The sequence below is a fragment of the Pseudomonas sp. LF020 genome (genome assembly GCF_053456425.1).
Genome location: NZ_JBRFIX010000001.1, coordinates 804,259 through 827,622, shown reverse-complemented (window position 1 = coordinate 827,622; position 23,364 = coordinate 804,259). Strand labels below are relative to the sequence as shown.

The window sequence follows — 23,364 nt, the reverse complement described above, 5'->3', positions numbered from 1 at the left end:
TGCTACCGCCCCTTAGAGAACTGCTTTCGGGTAGGAACCCAGCACTTTGAGTGCTACTGCTTCCTGACTGATCTTTTCCAGTACACCTTTGATCAACGGATCACGGTGATGGCCGACAAAGTCGATGAAGAACACGTAGGTCCATTTGCCGCTGCGCGACGGACGGGTTTCGATCCGAGTCAGGTCGATGCCATTGTCGTGGAACGGCACCAGCAGCTCGTGGAGCGCGCCGGGTTTGTTGCTCATCGAGACGATGATCGAGGTCTTGTCGTCGCCGGTCGGCGGCACTTCCTGGTTACCGATCATCAGAAAGCGCGTCGAGTTGTCCGGACGGTCTTCGATCTTCTCGGCCAGGCGCGTCAGGCCATATAGCCCTGCCGCCATGTCGCCGGCAATCGCCGCCGAATTCCACTCACCCTTGACCCGCTTGGCCGCTTCGGCATTGCTCGCAACCGCCACGCGCTCGACATTCGGGTAATGCGCGTCCAGCCACTTGCGGCACTGGGCCAGCGACTGCGCGTGGGAGTAGATGCGACTGATGCTGTCGGTCTTGGTATTTTCCCCGACCAGCAAGTGATGGTGGATGCGCAACTCGACTTCGCCGCAGATCACCATGTCGTGTTCGAGGAAGCTGTCGAGGGTGTGGTTGACCGCGCCTTCGGTGGAGTTCTCCACCGGCACCACGCCAAAGTTCACCGCACCCGCCGCGACTTCACGGAACACTTCGTCGATCGCCGCCATCGGCTTGCTGATCACCGCGTGGCCGAAGTGTTTCATGGCCGCCGCCTGGGTGAAGGTGCCTTCAGGGCCGAGGTAAGCCACTTTCAGTGGCTGCTCGAGCGCCAGGCACGAGGACATGATTTCGCGGAACAACCGCGCCATCTCTTCGTTGCCCAATGGCCCCTGATTGCGCTCCATCACGCGCTTGAGCACCTGAGCTTCACGCTCGGGACGATAGAACACCGGCACTTCGCCTTCGGCCAGCGAGGCCATCTTTACTCGCGCAACTTCCTGGGCGCAGCGGGCACGTTCGCTGATCAGCTCGAGGACTTTACTGTCCAGAGCGTCGATGCGAATGCGCAGTGCCTTGAGTTCTTGCTCGGACATCAGCCGTGTTCCTTCTCGAATTCAGCCATGTACGCCACCAGCGCGTTGACGGCGTTGATGTCGACGGCGTTGTAGATGGAGGCGCGCATGCCGCCCACGGAGCGGTGGCCCTTGAGGTTGAGCAGGCCGCGTTCGTCGGCACCGGCGAGGAACGGCTTGTCCAGGCGATCATCAGCCAGACGGAACGGCACGTTCATCCACGAGCGGTCCGACTTGTTGATCGGGTTGCTGTAGAGACCGCTGGCGTCGATGAAGTCGTACAGCGTGCGCTGCTTGACGTCATTCAGCTTGGCGATCGCTTCAACGCCGCCCTGCTCTTTCAGCCACTGGAACACCAGACCGGACAAGTACCAGGCCAGGGTCGGCGGCGTGTTGTACATCGAGCCGTTATCGGCCGCGACCTTGTAGTTGAGCATGGTCGGGCACAGCGACCGCGCTTTGCCCAGCAGGTCTTCGCGGATGATGTTGACGACGATGCCGCTCGGGCCGATGTTCTTCTGCGCGCCGGCGTAGATCATGCCGAACCGCGAGATATCGACCGGACGCGAGAGGATGTCCGAAGACATGTCGGCCACCAGCGGCACGTCGCCAGTTTCCGGGATCCACTGGAATTCCAGACCGCCGATGGTTTCGTTCGGCGCGTAGTGAACGTAAGCGGCGTCTTTCGACAGGTTCCACTCGTTCTGCCCCGGAATGGCGAAATAGTCGTAAGGCTTGGCGGTGGCGGCAACGTTGACGTGGCCGTAGCGCGAGGCTTCTTCGATGGCTTTCTGCGACCAGATACCGGTGTCGACGTAGTCGGCAGAGCCGTTTTCCGGCAACAGATTCAGCGGGATCTGCGCGAATTGCTGGCTGGCGCCACCTTGCAGAAACAGCACTTTATAGTTCGACGGGATATTCAGCAGGTCACGCAGATCCTGCTCGGCCTGGGTGGCGATGGACACGAACTCATCACTGCGATGGCTCATTTCCATGACCGACAGACCCTTGCCATGCCAATCAAGGAGTTCACCCTGGGCACGTTGCAGGACAGCTTCAGGAAGCGCCGCAGGACCGGCACAGAAGTTATAGGCTCGCTTGCTCACATCCAATCTCGCTCTGACTTGGTGATACACAAAAAATCTGTAAATCGGTGATTCTGCACATCGAATCTGTACACCGACCCCATGTAGGAGCTGCCGAAGGCTGCGATCTTTTGATCTTGACTGGACAAAGCAGGATCAAAAGATCGCAGCCTCCGGCAGCTCCTACAGGGATCATGTTTCATGGCCGACAAATAACAAGGGGGCGAATTTTCATCCGCCCCCTCGCTTGTCCGCTTATTCCTGCGGCTCTTCGTCAGCTGCGGCGTCGAGTTGCTGGTCCTCGGCAACGTCGTCGATCACGACATCCCCCTCGAACTCGGCACCCTCTTCACCTTCAAGCTCTTCGCCTTCGACTTCCGACGGCTCCTGAACCCGCTCCAGACCGACCAGGGTTTCATCCTTGGCCAGTTTGATCAGGGTCACGCCCTGGGTGTTACGACCCAGGCTCGACACTTCGTCGACCCGCGTGCGCACCAGCGTGCCCTGATCGGAAATCAGCATGATTTCTTCGCCGTCGAGCACCTGAACCGCACCGACCAGACGACCGTTACGCTCGTTGCTGACCATGGCGATCACGCCCTGGCCGCCGCGCTTGTACTCAGGGAACTCGGTGATCGCGGTGCGCTTGCCATAACCACGCTCGGAAGCGGTGAGGATCTGGCTGCCTTCTTCCGGGATCAGCATCGAAATCAGCTTTTGCCCCTCCGGCAGACGCATGCCGCGTACGCCGCGAGCAGTACGGCCCATGGCACGCACATCGGACTCCTTGAAGCGCGTTACCTTGCCGCCGTCGGAGAACAGCATCACTTCACGCTCGCCATCGGTGATGGCCGCGGAGATCAGCACGTCGCCTTCGTCCAGCTCCAGCGCGATCAGACCGACGCTGCGCTGACGGCTGAAGGATTCCAGCGGGGTCTTCTTGACGGTGCCGTTGGCGGTCGCCATGAAGATGTAGTGACCTTCGGTGTATTCCTCGACCGGCAGCATGGTGGTGATGTATTCACCGTCATCCAGCGGCAGCAGGTTGACCAGCGGACGACCACGGGCGGCACGGGACGCTTCCGGAATTTCGTAAGTCTTGAGCCAGTAAACCTTGCCTTTGCTGGAGAACAGCAGCAGCGTGGTGTGGCTGTTGGCAACCAGCAGGTGAGCGATGTAGTCCTCATCCTTGACCCCAGTCGCCGACTTGCCTTTACCGCCACGACGCTGAGCCTGGTACGCAGCCAGTGGCTGGGTCTTGGCGTAGCCACCGTGGGAAATGGTCACGACGCGCTCTTCTTCCGGGATCATGTCGCCCAGGGTCAGGTCGAGGCGCGCATCGAGAATCTCGGTGCGACGCACATCGCCGTATTCGGCGCGGATCACTTCCAGTTCTTCGCGGATCACTTCCATCAGGCGCACGGCGCTGTTGAGGATGCGGATCAGCTCGCCGATCTGGTTGAGGATCTCCTGGTACTCGGCCAGCAGCTTCTCGTGCTCCAGACCGGTCAGACGGTGCAGGCGCAGTTCGAGAATGGCTTGCGCCTGCTCTGGCGACAGGAAGTACTTGCCTTCGCGCAGACCGTATTGCGGATCGAGGTTCTCCGGACGGCACGAATCGGCGCCGGCACGTTCCACCATTGCCACCACCGCCGAGGACTCCCAAGGGGTGCTGACCAGCGCTTCTTTCGCTTCCGACGGGGTCGGCGAAGCCTTGATCAGGGCGATTACCGGGTCGATGTTCGACAGGGCAACGGCCTGGCCTTCGAGGATGTGACCACGCTCGCGAGCCTTGCGCAGTTCGAATACGGTACGACGGGTAACCACTTCGCGCCGGTGACGAACGAAGGCTTCCAGCAGATCCTTGAGGTTGAGGATGCGCGGACGGCCGTCGATCAGCGCGACGATGTTGATGCCGAATACCGATTGCAGCTGAGTCTGGGCGTAGAGGTTATTGAGGATCACCTCAGGCACTTCGCCGCGACGCAGTTCGATCACGACGCGCATACCATCCTTGTCGGACTCGTCGCGCAGCTCGGTGATGCCTTCGAGCTTCTTCTCTTTTACCAGCTCGGCGATCTTCTCGATCAGACGCGCCTTGTTCAGCTGGTATGGCAGCTCGGTGATGACGATCTGCTGCCGACCACCGACCTTGTCGATGTCTTCGATGATCGAGCGCGCACGCATGTAAATGCGGCCGCGACCGGTGCGGTAGGCTTCGATGATGCCGGCACGACCGTTGATGATCGCAGCCGTCGGGAAGTCCGGACCGGGGATGTATTGCATCAGCTCATCGACGGTCAGCTCGGGGTTGTCGATGAGGGCCAGGCAACCGTCGATGACTTCACCGAGGTTGTGCGGCGGAATGTTGGTCGCCATGCCCACGGCGATACCGCTGGAACCGTTGACCAGCAGGTTCGGGATGCGCGTCGGCATCACCGCCGGGATCATTTCGGTGCCGTCGTAGTTCGGCACCCAGTCCACGGTTTCCTTGTGCAGGTCGGCCAGCAGCTCGTGCGCCAGCTTGGTCATGCGCACTTCGGTGTATCGCATGGCCGCGGCGTTGTCGCCGTCCACCGAACCGAAGTTGCCCTGACCGTCAACCAGCAGGTAGCGCAGGGAGAAAGGCTGGGCCATGCGGACGATGGTGTCGTACACCGCGGTATCACCGTGCGGGTGATACTTACCGATCACGTCACCGACAACACGGGCAGATTTCTTGTACGGCTTGTTGAAGTCGTTGCCCAGCTCGCTCATCGCGAACAGTACGCGACGGTGCACGGGCTTGAGGCCATCGCGCGCATCCGGCAGTGCACGGCCGACGATTACGCTCATCGCGTAGTCGAGGTAGGACTGTTTCAGCTCGTCTTCGATATTGACCGGGAGGATTTCTTTGGCCAGTTCGCCCATGAGAAGCCTGATTCCTTTTTCTGGTGAAACTTCGTCATATCCATATGGGATGTACGAAGCTCGTCGGGGCAGGCTGAGTGCCGTGCGCCGACTTACGACAAATCAACAAGTCGGACCGTGATTTGCGCAGTAAAGACAGCTCCGTGAAGCTGCCTCGGAAAACGCGGGATGTTATCACAAGAGCCGCCACGCACCTATCCCCCAGATGCGCATGGAGCATAGTTAGTTGACCGATGACAGGCGTAAAGGGGACGAGAGAGGCTCAGAGCTTCTTTGAATGCAGATTTGAGGTCAGGTTTTGCGATGTTTATTGACTTTTAGGGCCCCATCGCGAGCAAGCCAGCTCCCACAGGGTCAGCAGCGAGCACAAAACCTGTGGGAGCTGGCTTGCCAGCGAAGGCGTCCTTGCAGACGCCAAAGCCAATCAATGCAGGCGCTTGCGGCACATCAACTGGGCCATTTTCGCCGTATCCGGGCGCTCGACGATGCCTTTTTCAGTGACGATCGCATCGATCAGATCCGCCGGCGTCACATCAAACACCGGGTTGAACGCCTCGACGTCCGCCCCCACACGCTTGCCACCGACTTCCAGCAGTTCGGCGCCGTCACGTTCCTCGATCGGAATGTCGTCGCCGCTGGCCAGATTCATGTCGATGGTCGAACTCGGCGCCACCACCATGAAACGCACGCCGTGGTGCATGGCGTTGACCGCCAGTTGGTAGGTGCCGATCTTGTTTGCCACATCGCCATTGGCGGTGATCCGGTCAGCACCGACGATCACCCAGGTCACGCCTTTGGTCTTCATGATGTGCGCAGCGGCCGAGTCGGCATTCAGCGTCACCGGAATGCCTTCGTTCGCCAGCTCCCAGGCCGTCAGGCGCGAACCCTGCAGCCATGGCCGGGTTTCATCGGCATACACCCGCTCGACCATGCCTTCCAGGTACGCCGCACGAATCACCCCCAACGCCGTACCGAAACCGCCGGTGGCCAGAGCACCGGTGTTGCAGTGGGTCAGGATCGCCTGGGCATTGCCCTGATGTTTGCGGATCAGATCGACGCCGAGCTGGGCCATGGTCAGGTTGGCTTCGCGGTCACTTTCATGAATGGCGATGGCTTCAGCTTCCAGCGCCGCCAGCGGATCGGCGTTTTCTTTCAGCCGATCCAGACGGTCGTGCATGCGATTCAGCGCCCAGAACAGATTGACTGCGGTCGGGCGGGAATCCGCCAGCAGGGCGAAATCCTCTTCCAGCGCCGCATACCAGTCGCCGCCTTCAGCCACGCGAGCGCGGGCCGCCAGCACAATGCCATAGGCCGCGCTGATGCCGATGGCCGGTGCGCCACGCACCACCATCGAACGAATCGCTTCAGCCACACCGGCAGCGCTGGTGTAGGCAATCCAGGTTTCCTCGAACGGCAAAATACGCTGATCCAGCAGGTGGAGCGCGCCATCTCGCCAATCGATGGCCTTTACTTTCTCCGCAGCCAACAGTCGATCGCGCATCCCTCACCCCGCACTCATGAACAAAAGCCGCCGATTATAGCGATCCCCCCGCGAAGACGCTCGGGTATACTTCGCCATCCTTTACAAAAGCACTGGAACCGACCCTCGATGCCGAAACCTGCCATTGCGCTCGACTTATTATTGCTGCCGACCTGGCTGGTACCCGTCGAACCCGCAGGCGTGGTGCTCAAGGAGCATGGCCTGGGCATTCGCGACGGTCGCATCGTATTTATCGGTCCGCGCGCCGAAGCTTTGAAGTGTAACGCCACTGAAGTCCGCGAATTACCGGACGTGCTGCTCGCCCCGGGCCTGATCAACGCGCACGGGCATGCGGCGATGACCCTGTTCCGTGGCCTGGCCGACGATCTGCCGCTGATGACCTGGCTGGAAAACCACATCTGGCCGGCCGAAGCCAAATGGGTCGATGAAGATTTCGTCCGTGATGGCACTGACCTGGCGATTGCCGAGCAGATCAAGGGCGGCATCAGCTGTTTCTCGGACATGTACTTCTTCCCGAAGGTCGCCAGTGAGCGCGTGCACAACAGCGGCATTCGCGCGCAGATCGCGATTCCGATCCTCGATTTCCCGATCCCCGGCGCCAGCAGCGCCGATGAGGCGATTCGTCAAGGCGTCGAGCTGTTCGGCGATCTGAAGCATCACGAACGAATCAAGATCACCTTCGGCCCTCATGCACCCTACACCGTGGGCGACGAGAACCTGGAAAAAATCCGCGTGATCGCCGAAGAGCTGGACGCGTCGATCCATATGCACGTCCACGAAACCGCCTTCGAAGTCCAGCAATCGCTGGAACATCGCGGCGAGCGGCCACTGGCCCGCCTCGGTCGTCTCGGCCTGCTCGGCCCGCGTTTCCAGGCGGTGCACATGACCCAGATCAGCGATGACGATCTGGCATTGCTGGTAGAAAGCAACACCAGCGTGATCCACTGCCCGGAATCGAACCTGAAGCTGGCCAGCGGTTTCTGCCCGGTGGAGCGCTTGTGGCAGGCTGGCGTGAACGTCGCCGTCGGTACCGATGGCGCGGCGAGCAACAACGATCTCGACCTGCTCGGCGAAACCCGCACCGCCGCGCTGCTGGCCAAAGCCGTCGCCGGCTCGGCCACTGCGCTGGACGCCCATCGTGCGCTACGCATGGCCACGCTCAACGGCGCACGGGCCTTGGGCATCGAGGCGCAGGTCGGTTCGCTGGAGATCGGCAAGGCCGCGGACATAGTCGCGTTCGACCTGTCCGGCCTGGCCCAGCAACCGGTCTATGACCCGGTGTCGCAACTTATCTATGCCACCGGCCGCGACTGCGTGAAACACCTGTGGGTCGCCGGCAAACAATTACTCGACGACCGGCGCCTGACCCGTCTGGACGAACAACAACTGGGCGCCACCGCCCGGGCCTGGGGCCAGCGCATCAGCGGCCACACCGAATCGTAAACACCGCGGCGCAGATTCCGCGGCTACAACCCTTTTCAAGTTTTTCGAGGAATAGATATGAGCAACGTCGACCACGCCGAAATCGCCAAATTCGAAGCCCTGGCCCATCGCTGGTGGGACCGTGAAAGCGAATTCAAACCGCTGCACGACATCAACCCGCTGCGGGTCAACTGGATTGACGAGCGGGTCAATCTGGCCGGCAAGAAAGTCCTCGACGTCGGCTGCGGCGGCGGCATCCTCAGCGAAGCCATGGCTCAGCGCGGTGCAACCGTGACGGGCATCGACATGGGCGAAGCGCCGCTGGCGGTTGCGCAACTGCATCAGCTGGAATCCGGGGTCAACGTCGAATACCGGCAGATCACCGCCGAAGCCCTGGCCGAGGAAATGCCCGAGCAGTTCGACGTCGTAACCTGCCTGGAAATGCTCGAGCACGTACCGGACCCGTCGTCGGTGATCCGTGCCTGCTACCGCATGGTCAAGCCGGGCGGCCAGGTGTTCTTCTCGACCATCAACCGCAACCCGAAGGCGTACCTGTTCGCCATCATCGGCGCCGAATACATCATGAAGCTGCTGCCGCGCGGCACCCATGACTTCAAGAAATTCATCCGCCCGTCCGAGCTGGGCGCCTGGAGCCGCATTGCCGGCTTGACCGTCAAGGACATCATCGGCCTGACCTACAGCCCGCTGACCAAGCACTACAAGCTGGCCAACGACGTTGACGTCAACTACATGATCCAGACCCTGCGCGAGGAGTAAGCCGATGGCCATCAGAGCAGTCCTTTTCGACATGGACGGCACCCTGCTCGACACCGCGCCGGACTTCATCGCCATTTGTCAGGCGATGCGCGCGGATCGTGGCTTGCCGCCGATGAACGACAAGCACATCCGCGACGAGATCTCCGGCGGCGCCAAAGCGATGGTCGCTGTGACGTTCTCGATGGACCCGGAATCGCCGGGTTTCGAGGAGCTGCGTCAGGAATTCCTCGAGCGTTATCTGGCTGGATGCGCGGTGCACAGCAAGCTGTTCGACGGCATGGGCGAACTGTTGGCCGATATCGAAAAGGCCAACCTGATCTGGGGCGTGGTCACCAACAAACCGGTGCGGTTTGCCGAGCCGATCATGCAGCAACTCGGGCTGGCCGAACGCTCGGCGCTGCTGATCTGCCCGGATCACGTGAAAAACAGCAAACCGGACCCGGAGCCGCTGATCCTCGCGTGCAAGATGCTTGATCTGGATCCATCGACCGTTTTGTTTGTAGGCGATGATCTGCGTGATATCGAGTCGGGCCGCGATGCCGGCACCAAGACCTGCGCCGTAACCTATGGCTACATTCACCCGGACGACAACCCGCGGCACTGGGGCGCGGATGTGGTGGTGGATCATCCGCTGGAGTTGCGCAAGGTGCTCGATAGCGCGCTGTGCAGCTGCTGACCTGCCCCCCCTTGTGGCGAGGGAGCTTGCTCCCGCTGGGTCGCGCAGCGGCCCCTTTTTTACCTGAGTCCGCATTTTCTCAGGCATACCGCACTGGCTGGCACTACGACTGCTTTGCAGCCGAGCGGGAGCAAGCTCCCTCGCCACAAAGTTCAGCATTCGCCTTATGGAGAGGTTTTTATGTTTGATTACACCGCCCGTCCCGAATTGCTCAAGGATCGGGTCATTCTGGTCACCGGTGCCGGTCGTGGCATCGGTGCGGCTGCCGCGAAAACCTACGCCGCCCATGGCGCCACCGTGCTGCTGCTGGGCAAGACCGAAGCCAATCTGACCCAGGTCTACGACGAGATCGAGGCCGCGGGCCATCCGCAACCGGCAGTGATCCCATTCAACCTCGAGACTGCCCTGCCGCATCAGTACGATGAGCTGGCGGCGATGATCGAAACCGAGTTCGGCCACCTCGACGGCCTGCTGCACAACGCCTCGATCATCGGGCCGCGCACGCCGATCGAACAGCTGTCGGGCGAAAACTTCATGCGTGTCATGCAGGTCAACGTCAACGCCATGTTCATGCTGACCAGCACCCTGCTGCCGCTGCTCAAGCTGTCGCAGGATGCCTCGGTGGTGTTCACCTCCAGCAGCGTCGGGCGCAAGGGCCGCGCCTATTGGGGCGCCTACGGGGTGTCGAAGTTCGCCACCGAAGGCCTGATGCAAACGCTGGCCGACGAGGTCGATGGCGTGGCCCCCGTGCGCTCCAACAGCATCAACCCGGGCGGCACGCGTACCAGCATGCGTGCACAGGCCTATCCGGGGGAAAACCCGCTGAACAATCCGACTCCGGAAGAGATCATGCCGGTGTACCTGTACCTGATGGGCCCGGACAGCACGGGCATCAATGGCCAGGCATTCAACGCGCAATAACTGCCATACGTCGCTTTTGTTGCCGTGGCGGATTACCGTCGCGGCACACAATTGCCGCTTCTCACCGTCACACTTCAGTCAAATATCCGCCACCGGCCCTTAAAGCAAAAAGCCATCCTGTTGATTTATAAAGGTTTTAATAAACCTGAACTGAATGGCACGACTTTCGCTCTAATTTTCCTCAAAGCATGCCGTGTGAAGGCACTGGGGCAAGGCCGATTTCGATAGCTGACTAATCGTCATCAGGCAGACTAAACTTACGCCAAATGTCCTACGGGACTGATGGATCAGTATGACGCGCAGCCCATAGCCGCTCTCACCCAGCCTGTAAGACAGACTTACTGCTTAGGGGCTCACGCCATATGAAATCACCCTCCCAGACCAATGCAATTGACTTTGACAGTGCCAAATTGCAACGCCTGGGCTTTGGTCAGCTGCCTCCGCTTCTGGAACGCCCGGCCAGCCTGGCGCAATTGCGTCAGCAAATGAGCCTGCAACTGCAAACCAGTCTTGAGCCGCAACGAATCCTTGGTCTGTTTTTCCGTGAAGTTCAGCGCCTGGTGCCGCTGGATGCCTTGAGCTACGTGCATACGGGCAGCGACCTGCGCCTGGAGTTCGGCGCGCGCGGTCACCATTCGGTCAGCTACAGCCTCAGCCACGAAGGCGAACACTTGGGCGAACTGGTTTTCCGCCGCAACCAGCGCTTCAGCGAGCAGGATCAGGGCAACCTAGAGTCACTGCTGTCGTCTCTGTTATTCCCGATGCGCAACGCCCTGCTCTACCGCGCAGCAACGCAAAGTGCATTGCGCGACCCGTTGACCGGAACCGGCAACCGAATCGCCATGGAGCAGACCCTGCAACGCGAAATCGACATGTCCCGCCGGCACCTGCAACCGCTGTCGGTGCTGATGCTCGACATCGACCACTTCAAGCGAGTCAACGACAGCCACGGCCACAGCGCCGGGGATGACGTGCTCAAAGCCGTGGCGGCCTCGATCAAGGGCCAGCTGCGCAACGTCGACATGGTGTTTCGCTATGGCGGGGAAGAGTTTCTGATCTTGCTGTGCAACACCGGCCGGGAAGCGGCGGCGATGGTCGGCGAGCGTCTGCGCCATGCCGCGCAGACTGCGGAATATTTCGCGGACGGGCAGTTGATCGACCTGACTGTGAGCCTTGGCTGCTCGACTCTGCTGCCGGGTGAATCCGCGGACAGTCTGCTGCGCCGGGCCGACAGTGCGCTGTACGTGGCCAAGCGCGAGGGGCGCAATCGGTTGGCGATGGCTGGCTGAATTCTTCCAGACACCCAAAAACCACTGTAGGAGTGAGCCTGCTCGCGATCCGGAGTGTCAGTCACCCTCTACATTGACTGACACACCGCGAGCAGGCTCACTCCTACATTTTTTACGGCGTTATTGGCTATCAGCTCTCTACAAGTGCCCGACGTTCACGCCCGTGCAACGCACGCTCGGCGGTTTCCAGCTGCATGCAGCGCTCCAGGAACAGGTACATGTAGTCGTAGCTCTTGCACACCGCCTGGCGCAGTTCCGTCTGCAACGCCTTGCTCGGGTTCATGCCTGCCAGCGTGCAGATGATTTCCAGCGCTTCCCACGGATGGGCGTCGTCGTATTGGGCATGCATCTTCAGCCACTTCATCGCGCGCTTGCGCTCTTCTTCCGGGAACGCCGCCGCGTACACGCCAGTTGAGCAGACCAGCGCCGACCACTCCCCGGTCGCCCCCTCGATAGCGTAGTTGGTCGCAGCGATGGCGACGATCAGCGAATCCGCCGAACTCGTATGCCAGCACCAGTGACTCAGCGCATGCAGTTCCGGCGGTACTTGCTGGGCCTGCAGATCCTCCAGGCTGACGCCATGCGCGCGGCTCCAGTTCAGCCAGTAGTCGGCGTGATTGAGTTCGACGCGGATGTTGCGCATCAACCAGCGGCGCGCCATATCCTCCCCAGGATGGCGGGCGAACTTGGTCTTGGTCAGGTTCTGCGCCATATACAACGCAAACTGTTCAACCACTGGCCAGCCCCCGATCAGGTACTGACGCATGGTTTTGGCGCTGAGCTTGTTATCACGCATGCGCATATACAGTTCATGTTCGACAACCCGGCGCTTGCTCTCGCTGCAATCCGTTATGAGCTGTTGGGCCCAGGCAGGATAACTTGCAGCTTCCATGAGTGGTCCGGTTCGGTTGAATGTGTCGATCACTGTTCGGCTCCTTTTGATTTGTGATTGTAAGGATCGGCAAGAGCTTTCAACGGAACGTGCCAGGCGCCTTGAACAACAGCGGCTGCGGTCTGGCGGGCCGACTTTGCAAACTGTCGCAGGTAAACAACTGCGGGCGTTCGATGACATAACCCTGAGCGTAATCCACCCCGATTTCAAGCAATGCCTGCTCGATCTGAGTTGTTTCTACAAACTCGGCAATTGTCTGCTTACCCATGACATGCCCGATGTGATTGATCACCTCGACCATAGCGCGGTTAATCGGGTCGTCCAGCATATCCTTTACGAAACTCCCGTCGATCTTCAGGAAGTCTACAGGCAAATGTTTCAAATAAGCGAATGAAGACATTCCGGCACAAAAGTCATCAAGTGAGAAGTAACAACCTAAGCCTTTGAGTTCATTAATAAATCGGATTGCGCTGCCCAGATTGGCAATAGCACTGGTTTCAGTAACTTCAAAACAAATCATTTCAGGGGGTATAGCGTAACTAACAAACTGTTCACGCAGAAAGTGCAAGAACGCGTCATCTCCGATAGTAATGCCTGAAAGATTAATCGCACACATTGCCAACGGACCTTCATGTTGTTCGGCGATGCATTGGGCAATCACTTTAAAAACATTCTCGACCACCCAACGATCCAGTTGACTCATCAGGCCATAACGTTCTGCCGCCGGAATGAAACTGTCCGGCAGGATCATTCGTCCGGCTTCGTCATGCAGACGCAAGAGTATTTCGATGTGCCCGCCGCCATGGGCTGTAGCGCCCAGCGGAGCAATTTCCTGGGCATAGAGGCAGAAGCGGTTTTCTTCCAGCGCCATGTGCAGGCGCTGCACCCAGGCCATTTCGCCGAAACGCAGCGACAGTTCGGAGTCGTCGGCATGGTAGACCTGGACCCGGTTGCGGCCCTTTTCCTTGGCCATGTAGCAGGCCATGTCGGCGGCGCGCAATGACGCTTCGAGGGTGGTCGGGGTCTGGGCGATGTGCACCAGGCCGATGCTCACAGTGGTCAGGAACGGCCGCCCCTTCCACACGAAGTGCAGGTTCTGCACGGTCTGGCGCAGGCTCTCGGCGATTTTCTCGGCGGCATCCGGAGCGCAGTTCTCCAGCAGAATGCCGAACTCGTCACCGCCCAGCCGCGCCAGGGTGTCGCTCTCGCGCAAGCCCGATTGCAACAGCGTGCAGATGTGCCGCAGCAACTCATCGCCGGCGGCGTGACCGCAGGTGTCGTTGACCAGTTTGAACTGATCCAGATCGAGGAACATCAGCGCATGCCGACCGGGCTGACGCGTCAGGTTGTGCAACGCCTGCTCCAGGCGATATTCGAATTCGCGGCGATTGGCCAGACCGGTCAGGGCATCGTGGGTCGCCTGCCACGACAGGTTGGCGATGTATTGCCGTTCCTGAGTCATGTCATGCAGCACCAGCACCGTCCCAATGACCTTGTCGGCATTGCGGATCGGCGCGCCCACCAGCGTCACCGAGACCGTGCTGCCATCCAGACGCTGGATCAGCTTGGAGTGTTCGCTGCCACCGACCAGTTGCCCACTGAGAATATGCTCGATCAGCGTCAGCCCTTCGGCCTGGGCGTTGTCATCCAATAGATTGAACAACGCCGCCAACGGAAGACCCGCCGCGTGCTCGGACTTCCAGTGCGTCATGGCCTCCGCCGCCGGGTTCATGTAATCGATAGCGCCGTTGACGTCGGTAGTGATCACCCCGTCGCCAATCGATTGCAGGGTGATATGTGCCCGATCCTTCTCCAGCTGCAACGCCTGAGCAAAGGCATGCCGCTGCTTGAGCAGTTTGTGGGTGCGCAACAGTGCCAGCACGATCAACCCCAGCGCCGTGGCCAGGTTGGTGAACAGCAGCAGGCGCAGGATCATCCGCGAACCTTCGCCCAAGGCATCGCTGAACGCCTTGGCCGCCGGCGTCACACCGTCGTTGATGGCAAAGATCTGCGCTTTCCAGTGCTGAATATCAGCCGGCGTCGCGATGTTTTCGCTGATGCGCTGATGCATCTCGCGCGCGACATTGTCCAGTTGCACCAGATAGGCGTCGCCGATGGTCCAGCGGTCGATCGCGGTTTCCAGATAACTGAAATGACGAAAATTGAGGTACAGCCAGATCAGGCTCGACACATCATCGGGATGGTTGCCGCCCTTGAGAATCCCCTCCCGTGCCGCCTGCAGATCCGGCGGCTGACGATCCAGCGCCAGACGCAACTGGTGACCGCCCTGAGGCACGGCAATCGCTTCCTTGTATTTGAGGAAGATCGCCTCGTCGCGGCTGTCGGCATACAGGTTCAGGTAATAGATGGCGTCTTTCTGGCCCTTGGACCAGAGACTCTCGCCGGCGACATAGCCGCGAACGGCCGACAGGACGTAAAGACTCACGCCCCCCAATAACGCCTGAAATAACACGACGGCAATAAATGGCCAGACGATGCCCAACAACCGTGGCGTTCCGAGAGTCCTTTTTTGCTTCATGAGGTCCTTTGCGCACGCACTGTCATCTTCAAGGGGAGACCGCCAGAGCCAGACCAGGGAGCGACCCCTTCCAGCAAGCCAGGACATTTTCAACCGGCGATACGTATGTACCGCACCCGCTGTTCGCCATGCTTCGACACTGACGGCTTTCAATCATTCCAGAGTCGTTTTCCATGCAGTCACCTTCCGCCACGCTGCAACGCCATACTGCCCAACAGAGCGAATACCGCGCAATGATCACCGCCCTGCGCGCCGTCCTTGACGCTTCGACGTCAGTGGAGACCTGCTACCTCACGCCCCAGACACATTCACGCCTGGGTGCTGCACACGATCAGGCGCAAAACCTTCTGCAAGCTCTGTTCGAAGACAGCGCCGGACCCCTATTGGCGGCTCACCTGCAAGCGTCCAGAGGATCACTGCTGCAAGTCGACGCCACAGCCGGTCACTGCAGCTTCTCCTTCAACCGTCCCGATGGCAGTGTCGCCCGTTACGCCATCGAGGATGTCAGCCGGGCCTCCAGCCGCATTCAAGAGTTTCAGCGAGCGTTGCTGAGTATAGGCGCACACCTGCGTTCCGACAGGCTGCTGCCGTTGTCACAACTGCTGCGTGAGTCGGGGTTCACATTTGCGGGCGCACAGGACGCCACGGCACTGACCCGGCTGATCGCCAAGGTCGAAGAACGACGCGCCAGCCACCGGCTGAATCTGCGACATCACCCGGCGCTGACGGTACTGATGAGCGACGATGACAAAGCCGCGGTTCACGACCTGATTGGCGACTGGCTCACTGGCAAAACCTTGTCGGCGATCGACAGTCTGGCCGCTGAAGTAACGCCTTCCTTCACCCGCCAGCAATTGGAACAGCAGCCCGCCGCGTGCCTGGAACGCCTGCTCGACACCCCCAAGGCGCGCGACCTGGGCCAGCGCTTGCTGCAGAAACTGCAATGGTACGGCGCCCGGCCCGATGAGCCGACCGTCCCCGATATTGGCCTGCGTTTACTGCTCGAAGCCTTGTGCCTGTGGTACGAACTGCCCGGCGACAGCAACTCGACCGAAGTGGCGGGTTTTGCGCTGGAACAACACGCTCACCACGGCGCCAGCTACGCCACCATTCGCCGGGACTTTTTACGGCATCTGGAGGAGACGCACCGAACCTCGACCACCACCGAAAAACATCTGCTGGGATGGGTATGCCTGGCGCAGTTCGGACTGGATTTTCAAGTGCAAGACATCCCTGACGACCTGCCGTATGCCAGCTCGGTGGTCTGGGTCAATTTCGTGCATGGCGTGCACCTCGCCCATGCCCTTGATCCACAGTTGCTGGAGCATCTGAGCTTTCAGCAACTGGTCGATCTGCCGCTGCACAAAAGCGAAAACGCCAGCCCCGAACTGCAGACCCTGATCGCCATGACCCGAGCGGCCGCCGCTCAGACCTGGACACTGGCCACCGGAGCCCAGCCCGCAGCGAACGAGACATCCGGAGATGACGCTGCCCTGCAAGCGCTGGAAAACCACAAGACAAAATTGAACGCAGCGATCCTGCAACTGGACATCGAACCGCCACGGCGGCTCGCCCTGGCCAAACAGCAACTGGACAAGGCGCTGGCCAACGATCTGTACGATCACACGACGATTCGCCTCAAACGCCACCACCCTTCAACGCCCAACCGTAGCCGACGCAGCATTATCGATACCCCGGATGTGGCATTGCCCACCTGGCCGCTGCTTGAGGTCTATGCCTCTGGCGGGCTGAGCACCGACTCGCGCTGGTACGTCAGTCATGATGGCCGCAACGCCAGCGAGTGGATCAGCCTCAATGCAGCAGGCAAACTGCAAAGCGGCTTCGTCAATTCCGACCAACCTGGCCGCCCCCTCTCCCGGTTCCCGAGCAACCGCACTCTGCCCGACATCAAGACCTTGTTCGACCAGCAGTTCGACGGCTATGACGGCTATCTGAGCAAGACCCGCAAAGCCTACGAATATCTGATCAAGTCGCTGCTGGTCACGCTGCCGTGGGCTGATCGCCGGGCACTGGAGCACGGTGAAGTGAGGATTCTCGGCCTCAGGGATCCGACACGGCATATCGAGGCTCACCTGGAAACAGCGGAAAACATCCTGCCGTACCGGGCCCGCATGGGCTTCGTGCTGCAGGCGACGTATCATGGCCCGCCGCGCTTCTATGAATGCTTGCCACGCGCCGGCATCATTCGTCAACGCCCGGATCTGGATGGTACACATATCGGCGGTCTGTTATTGCGACCACTACCGCCCAAACGTGGACGCACCAAAGGCCAGAGCATCTCTCGCATCGTCGCCCGCCGCCTGCCATTCGATCGAGAAGCACACTGGAACGGTTCGATACCCGCCCCCGACGCCAAGTGCGTTGCCATTCTCGAACCACTGGGCGGCCCCCTCCCGGCTTCGATGATCCCGGCGGCCCATCACGACAGTTCACCGAACCTGACCTTCACCTCGCCACGCACTACGCAATTAGCCTCGCTCATCGCGAACCAGTTGTTCTATGTCGATGAGCAGGCGCTGCGCAGTGAAGCCTGGGGAAGAACCCGCTTCGAACGCGACACCAGCAAAAAACACTGGATTCATGCCATCAGGGGCTTTATCCCGTTCTGGGGCAGCCTCGAAGACCTGCAATCGGACAAGCTGTGGAAACGCGCACTGGGCGTGCTCGGCCTGTTCCTCGATATCGTCTCGTTCGCAATTCCCTTGGGCAAGTTCGTCGCCGGCAGCATCCGCCTCGCCGCAGTGGCAGGAAAAATGTCGATTCGCGTCGCCCTGCCCCGCATGGCGCGACTGTCGGAAAACCTGCTGGTTTCGACCTTGAAAAACGTCAACCCGCTGGCCGCTGTACCCCTCTTGCTCAAGCTCGGTGGCCGAGGCGCAATCGGCGCGGTGCGGGCCGTAGCGCATCTGGAACACCGTGCCGTGGCGCGTCTGAAAAGGCTCGCCGGCAGAAGCGCTGACTATGACCTGCTGCACAGCCTGCCTCAGGCGCTGGATGCCGGACGCTGGAAAGCGCTGAAGCCTGCCGATCATCTGGCCGTGGTCAGGGGCATTGACGATGTGCCGGTGCGCAACATCGGCGGCTCGCGGTATCACGTGCTCGATCCGCTGTCCGACCGCCCTTACGGGCCACAGCTGCTCGCACACGAACATGACTTTTCGCTGGGGCGTTCGCACTACAGCACGGTGAAAAAAACCGACGACAAGATCGATATCGAGCTGATGCCCGACAGGCGCGTCGAGCTCATGCCCGAGGCTGGCGGACGCACCACGGTGTTGATCGATGATGTGCCCTATCGACTTGACGGCGATGAACTGCGCCGGGTCGATCTGCTCGATGACAGTCAGCACTGGACGCTGCTGCCGTGCAGGATACGTCGCGCACCGGGCGCGGGCGACTGCCGCGTCAGCTACATCACTGCAGACCCCGCCCCGACCCCCGCGCTCGGCACCATCGACAAGGAAAAAGGTTACGCCCCGTGGTTCGGCGAACGGGTTTCGGAGCCGGCCACCCTGCCCCGGCAAGACGCACCGTTGCTGGCGGTCGATGCCAAGCTTTATCAGATCGTGGATAACCGCCCGCGGCTGTTCACCGGCGACCTGCGTCGGCTGGGCATCAATCAAGGCAAACTGGTGCCGAGGCAGCAGATTCAAGCCACGCTGCAGTTTCGCAAAGGCATTTATGCGCGGATAAAAACCGGCGGTACCTATGACGGAATCAACGATTCACATCAGGTCGGCGCCGTGCTGATGCCGGCCATCGACGGCTCGGCCACCCATGTGTTTTTCCGGGTCAACAACCATGAGTACTACCTGGCAACCTTCGCCAAAGGCGAAATCCCCGGCAAGCAGCTGACGTTCAAGCGCCTGGCCCCCGCCGAACTGGCCGACGGCACCCTCGGTGCGGAACTGCTGACCGTCTACACCGGCTCGCTGCATGCCAACAACATGGTGCGCCTCCATGGCCTTGAATCAGTCGAGCGCGCGATGCGCACCATGGAACAGATCGCGATCCCCATCGGCACCACAGCCATTCCTGCAAACAACATGAAATGGCTGAAGGTCGACACCAGCCCGGGCGAAGCACTGATGTTCGATCACTCGACACGGATGATCGTCACCCGCCTGCCCGAAGGCGCCGCCACCTGGGCGCGCAGCAAAGAGGCGCCGGAAGCCTTTCGGCAGAAAACCGCAGAGATTTTCGACACGCTGTTTCTGTCACCGACGATCAATCCGGCCAACACCAACGCAGCACTGCGCATCGACAGTACCATGCAGAAATTGCACAACCTGTTGCCCATGCGGGAGCGGCCGGTCAACGCACGCAACATTGCCTATGCCGAAGTCACCACGGTCAGCGGCAAACGGGAAATTTACGTCAGCGTGTCCGGCGCTCAAGGCAGTACCCAGCGTCTGCCGCTGTTTCGCCACATGGGCGCCAATCACGTGCGGATCGGCGACACCACTTACATCAACATCGACTACAACCCGGCGTTTGCGCGAACCTCGCTGGAGGTTACCGAGCAAGGGCAATTGCTGGCCGTGCCGCTGACCATCAAGGACCTGAAAAGCTATCAACCGACGCAGACCAGTCGGCCGACCTCGCTGGACAGCGAAAGCAAACTGATCAGCGTGCTGCGCGAGAAATACCCCGACCCGACAGAGATCCGCGCGGTCGACATCGCGACGACCATGCGCCCGTGCGAATCCTGTTCGGTGGTGATGAAGCAGTTCGCCCATGACGGCGGAGAGGCGGCGTTGCAGGTGCTCTGGGGCTGATCAGAGGCGCTGGAGGTGGCCGTAGAGCTTGGCGTAGAGGCCGCCATCGGCGATCAGTTGCTGGTGATCGCCATCCTCGGCCACTTGCCCGCCATCGAACACCAGCACCCGATCCGCCTGTTTCACCGCCGACAGGCGATGGGCAATGATCAGCGTGGTGCGGCCATGGAGAAACCGTGCCATGGCCTGATGCAGGTTGTATTCGGTGGCGGCATCGAGGGCCGAAGTGGCCTCGTCGAGAATCACCACTTTCGGCTCGGCGAGAATCATCCGCGCAATCGCCAGACGCTGGCGCTGACCACCGGACAGACGCACGCCGGAACGTCCGACGATACTGTCGAGGCCGTCCGGCAGCGCCCGAATCGTCGCCTCCAGTTGAGCGATTTCCAGCGCCTGCCAGCAGGCTTCGTCGCTGCGGGGGCGGCCCATGGTCAGGTTGGCTCGTACCGTGTCGTTGAACAGCGCCGGATGCTGCAGCACCACCGCGACGTTTTCGCGAATCAGCTCCAGGCCGATTTCCTGCTGGGTCGAACCGCCGAAACGAATGGTACCCGCCGACGGTGTGTACAGCCCCAGCAGCAACTGCACCAGAGTACTTTTGCCGCCGCCACTGGCACCGACAATCGCGACTTTTTCCCCGGGGGCGATCGACAGGTTCATCTGATCCACCACCAACTCGTCGCCGTAACCAAAGCTCAGCCCCTGCACCTCGATGCCCACGGTTTCCCGGCCCTTGAACGGATCGACACCACCGGGGTACTGCGGCTCATCAGCCCGCGCCAGCAGTTCGTTGATCCGCGACAGTGCGCCACCCGCCGCGTAATAGGCGTATTGCAGATTGAGCAGTTGCTCGACCGGGCCAATCATGAACCACAGGTAGCTGAACACCGCGAGCATCTGGCCGATCGACAGGTCGGAAAACAGCACGGTGAGCATCGCCGCCGCGCGGAAGATGTCGATGCCGAACTGGAACAGCAGACCGCTGGCGCGATTGGACGCATCGGTCTTCCACTGCGAGTTGACTGCATAATTGCGCACTTCCTGCGCACGCAAGCCAAGCCGCCCGAGGAAGAAGCCCTGTCGGTTGCCGGCGCGCACTTCCTGAATCGCATCGAGGGTTTCACTCAAGGCCTGAGTGAAACGCGAGGTGCTGTCGTTCTCGAGTTTCTTCAGGTGCTTGACCCGTTTGCCCAATTGCACCGTGGCGTAGATCACCAACGGGTTGAACAGCAGGATCAGCAGCGCCAGTTTCCAGTGCATCCACATCAGGATGCTCGCGGTGCCGACCAGGGTCAGCATCGCCACCAGAAACCGGCTGAGGGTTTCGCCGACGAACTTGTCGAGGGTGTCCAGATCAGTGACCAGGTGCGTGGTCACGGTGCCGCTGCCGAGGCTTTCGTATTCGCCGAGGGAAATCCTCTTCAGGCGTTCGATCAGGCGCACACGGATACGGTAAACGATGTCTTTCGCCAGCCGCGCAAACAGCCGCGCCTGCAACACACCAAAACACAGGGCACTGCAACGCAGCGTCAGGGTGACCACCAGCATCAGGCCGATGTAGCCCGCCGCTTGTTGCCACATCGACGGCAGCACGTGATTCATGACTTTCAGCGCGGCATCGCCATGCCCGAGCAGGACCTCGTCCACCAGCAACGGCAACAGCAACGGAATCGGCACACTGCACAGCGTCGCCAGCACGGCCACACCGTTGGCGATCCACAGAGACTTTTTGTGATGCAGTGCCAGGCGCCGGACTTCTGCCCAGCTCAGCCGGTCGACACGCTTTACGGCTGGCGTGTCATCGGCCCGGTCAGGCACAGGCTGCGCGCTCCAGCCAGCGTCCGAGCAACGGCGACAGCTCGCTGAGCGGTTGATAGCCGTTGGTCAACAGCGCCAGTTGGCCGTTGCGCTCGGCGAGCAGGGTCGGGAACCCGGCGATGCCCAGATCTTGCACCCAGCTGAAATCAGCCTGAGTCGCCTTGTGCTGATCGGCATGATCGAACAGCGCGGCAAACTCGATACGCGGCACGCCGGCCTGCTCGGCCAGCTCGACCAACACACTGGCCTGGGTGACATCGCGGCCTTCAGCGTAAAACGCCTGCTGGATCAGGCCGACCAGTTTCCATGCGCAATCCGGCGCCAGACTGCGCGCGGTGACGATCGCGCGGCAGGCCGGCTCGGTGTCGTAGACGAAACCATCGGGTAGCGCGCCGTCGAACTTGAACGGCTGACCGGTGGCCTCGGTGACCGCCTGCCAGTGCTCAAGAATGTAACGCCGCGTGGTCGGCTCCAGCGCCGCACCGCTGCCGGTGCGCAAGCCGCCGACCACCAGGTGCAGCTCCACTCCGGCTGCCTGCGCCTGCTCGACCAAGGCCTTGGCGACCGGAGCGAACCCCCAGCACCAGGAACACATCGGATCCATCACATAGAGCAGGCGCGCAGTCATGATCAGGCCTCGGTGGATGCTTGTTTATAGTTGTAGCCGATCGGGTGCGGCATGTTGCGCGCCTTGGCCAGTTCGATCTGCTTCTGCCGATCGATGGCGCTGCGGCGGGTTTTCTCGCTCAGCGTGTCCCAGCAGTGCGGGCAGCTGATGCCGGCCACGTAGTGCTCGGAGGCGCGATCTTCAACACTGACCGGTGTGCGGCAGGCATGACATTGATCGTAGTCGCCTTCGCTGAGGTCGTGACGCACGGTCACGCGGTTGTCGAACACAAAGCAGTCGCCCTGCCACTTGGTCTCTTCCTGCGGCACTTCTTCGAGGTACTTCAGGATGCCGCCCTTGAGGTGGTAAACCTCTTCGAACCCCTCGCCCAGCATGTAGCTGGAGGCTTTCTCGCAGCGAATGCCGCCGGTGCAGAACATCGCGACCTTCTTGTGCACGGCCGGGTCGAAGTGCTCTTTGATGTAGTCGGGGAATTCGCGAAAACTGGTGGTTTTCGGATCAATGGCGCCTTCGAAGGTGCCGATCGCCACTTCGTAGTCGTTGCGGGTGTCGATCAGCAGCACTTCCGGGTCGCTGATCAGCGCGTTCCAGTCCTGCGGCTCGACGTAGGTGCCGACCTTCTTGTTCGGGTCCACGCCTTCGACGCCGAGGGTGACGATCTCTTTCTTCAGCTTGACCTTGGTGCGGTAGAACGGCTGCTCGTCGCAGTACGACTCTTTGTGGTCGATGTCGATCATGCGCGGGTCGTTCTTCAGCCAGGCGAGCAGGCCATCGATGCCTTCGCGGCTGCCGGACACGGTGCCGTTGATGCCTTCTTCGGCGATCAGCAGGGTGCCTTTGATACCGTTGTCGACCATCGCTTGCAGCAGAGGCTCGCGCAGGTTGACGTAGTCTTCGAGGGTGACGAACTTATACAGTGCCGCCACGACAATCGGTTGTGTCATGGGTATTTCTCCAGGTGGCTACCCTCGCAAAGGGTGAACCGGATTCAAAAAAAAACGCGCCGGGTGAGCGGCGCGTT

Annotated in this window: 15 protein-coding genes; 6 read left to right on the top strand and 9 right to left on the bottom strand. The window is 60.7% G+C overall.

All coding sequences use genetic code 11. The annotated features are described in order from the left end of the window. Positions 1-12: 12 nt before the first annotated feature. The 4 genes from pheA to mtnA form a co-directional block, all read right to left on the bottom strand. On the bottom strand, positions 13-1,107 hold the full coding sequence (pheA, locus tag ACU680_RS03890) for a prephenate dehydratase (RefSeq protein WP_007963622.1): 1,095 nt from the start codon (positions 1,105-1,107) through the stop codon (positions 13-15). Then, positions 1,107-2,192: a 3-phosphoserine/phosphohydroxythreonine transaminase gene (serC, locus tag ACU680_RS03885; protein ID WP_367085315.1), complete on the bottom strand. Its 1,086-nt coding sequence runs from the start codon at positions 2,190-2,192 to the stop codon at positions 1,107-1,109. The genes pheA and serC overlap by 1 nt, the downstream gene beginning before the upstream one ends. 234 nt (positions 2,193-2,426) lie before the next feature. Further along, positions 2,427-5,081 (bottom strand): DNA gyrase subunit A, encoded by a 2,655-nt coding sequence (gyrA, locus tag ACU680_RS03880; RefSeq protein WP_007963619.1) that lies wholly within the window; start codon positions 5,079-5,081, stop codon positions 2,427-2,429. Positions 5,082-5,505: 424 nt separating this feature from the next. Further along, positions 5,506-6,582, bottom strand: coding sequence for an S-methyl-5-thioribose-1-phosphate isomerase (gene mtnA, locus ACU680_RS03875; RefSeq protein WP_329696193.1), 1,077 nt, complete (start codon positions 6,580-6,582; stop codon positions 5,506-5,508). Between the two features lie 108 nt (positions 6,583-6,690). Between mtnA and ACU680_RS03870 the strand changes: the two genes are divergently transcribed. The 5 genes from ACU680_RS03870 (at position 6,691) to ACU680_RS03850 (ending at position 11,667) form a co-directional block, all read left to right on the top strand. After that, positions 6,691-8,025: a TRZ/ATZ family hydrolase gene (locus ACU680_RS03870; RefSeq protein WP_134787047.1), complete on the top strand. Its 1,335-nt coding sequence runs from the start codon at positions 6,691-6,693 to the stop codon at positions 8,023-8,025. Positions 8,026-8,082: 57 nt separating this feature from the next. After that, entirely contained in the window at positions 8,083-8,781 is a 699-nt protein-coding gene (gene ubiG, locus ACU680_RS03865; RefSeq protein WP_448178686.1) for a bifunctional 2-polyprenyl-6-hydroxyphenol methylase/3-demethylubiquinol 3-O-methyltransferase UbiG, read from the top strand. A gap of 4 nt (positions 8,782-8,785) precedes the next feature. Continuing rightward, positions 8,786-9,457: an N-acetylmuramic acid 6-phosphate phosphatase MupP gene (gene mupP / locus ACU680_RS03860; RefSeq protein WP_108592505.1), complete on the top strand. Its 672-nt coding sequence runs from the start codon at positions 8,786-8,788 to the stop codon at positions 9,455-9,457. 180 nt (positions 9,458-9,637) lie between these two features. Beyond that, positions 9,638-10,378, top strand: a complete 741-nt coding sequence (locus ACU680_RS03855) for a YciK family oxidoreductase (protein WP_003226924.1) — start codon at positions 9,638-9,640, stop codon at positions 10,376-10,378. A 362-nt stretch (positions 10,379-10,740) separates the two neighbouring features. Further along, on the top strand, positions 10,741-11,667 hold the full coding sequence (locus tag ACU680_RS03850) for a GGDEF domain-containing protein (protein WP_448178685.1): 927 nt from the start codon (positions 10,741-10,743) through the stop codon (positions 11,665-11,667). Positions 11,668-11,797: 130 nt separating this feature from the next. Here ACU680_RS03850 and ACU680_RS03845 read toward each other — a convergent pair whose 3' ends face one another. Further along, entirely contained in the window at positions 11,798-12,559 is a 762-nt protein-coding gene (locus tag ACU680_RS03845; RefSeq protein ID WP_448178684.1) for an iron-containing redox enzyme family protein, read from the bottom strand. 79 nt (positions 12,560-12,638) lie between these two features. Continuing rightward, the gene (locus ACU680_RS03840) at positions 12,639-15,098 is read right to left on the bottom strand and encodes an EAL domain-containing protein (RefSeq protein WP_448178683.1); all 2,460 of its coding nucleotides are present in this window, start codon (positions 15,096-15,098) and stop codon (positions 12,639-12,641) included. A gap of 173 nt (positions 15,099-15,271) precedes the next feature. Between ACU680_RS03840 and ACU680_RS03835 the strand changes: the two genes are divergently transcribed. Further along, a complete protein-coding gene (locus tag ACU680_RS03835) occupies positions 15,272-19,897 on the top strand; it encodes a deaminase domain-containing protein (RefSeq protein WP_448178682.1) in 4,626 nt (1,541 codons plus the stop codon). On the opposite strand, the gene ACU680_RS03830 is transcribed toward ACU680_RS03835, so the two are convergent. Genes ACU680_RS03830 through trhO form a run of 3 tightly spaced genes read right to left on the bottom strand, consistent with a single transcriptional unit; the run spans position 19,898 to position 23,287 of the window. Further along, entirely contained in the window at positions 19,898-21,715 is a 1,818-nt protein-coding gene (locus ACU680_RS03830; RefSeq protein WP_448178681.1) for an ABC transporter ATP-binding protein, read from the bottom strand. It abuts the gene before it with no gap. After that, entirely contained in the window at positions 21,708-22,310 is a 603-nt protein-coding gene (locus ACU680_RS03825) for a DsbA family protein (RefSeq protein ID WP_174823774.1), read from the bottom strand. Before ACU680_RS03825 ends, ACU680_RS03830 begins: the two co-directional genes overlap by 8 nt. A 35-nt stretch (positions 22,311-22,345) precedes the next feature. Beyond that, positions 22,346-23,287: an oxygen-dependent tRNA uridine(34) hydroxylase TrhO gene (trhO, locus tag ACU680_RS03820; protein ID WP_448178680.1), complete on the bottom strand. Its 942-nt coding sequence runs from the start codon at positions 23,285-23,287 to the stop codon at positions 22,346-22,348. Positions 23,288-23,364: the final 77 nt, after the last annotated feature.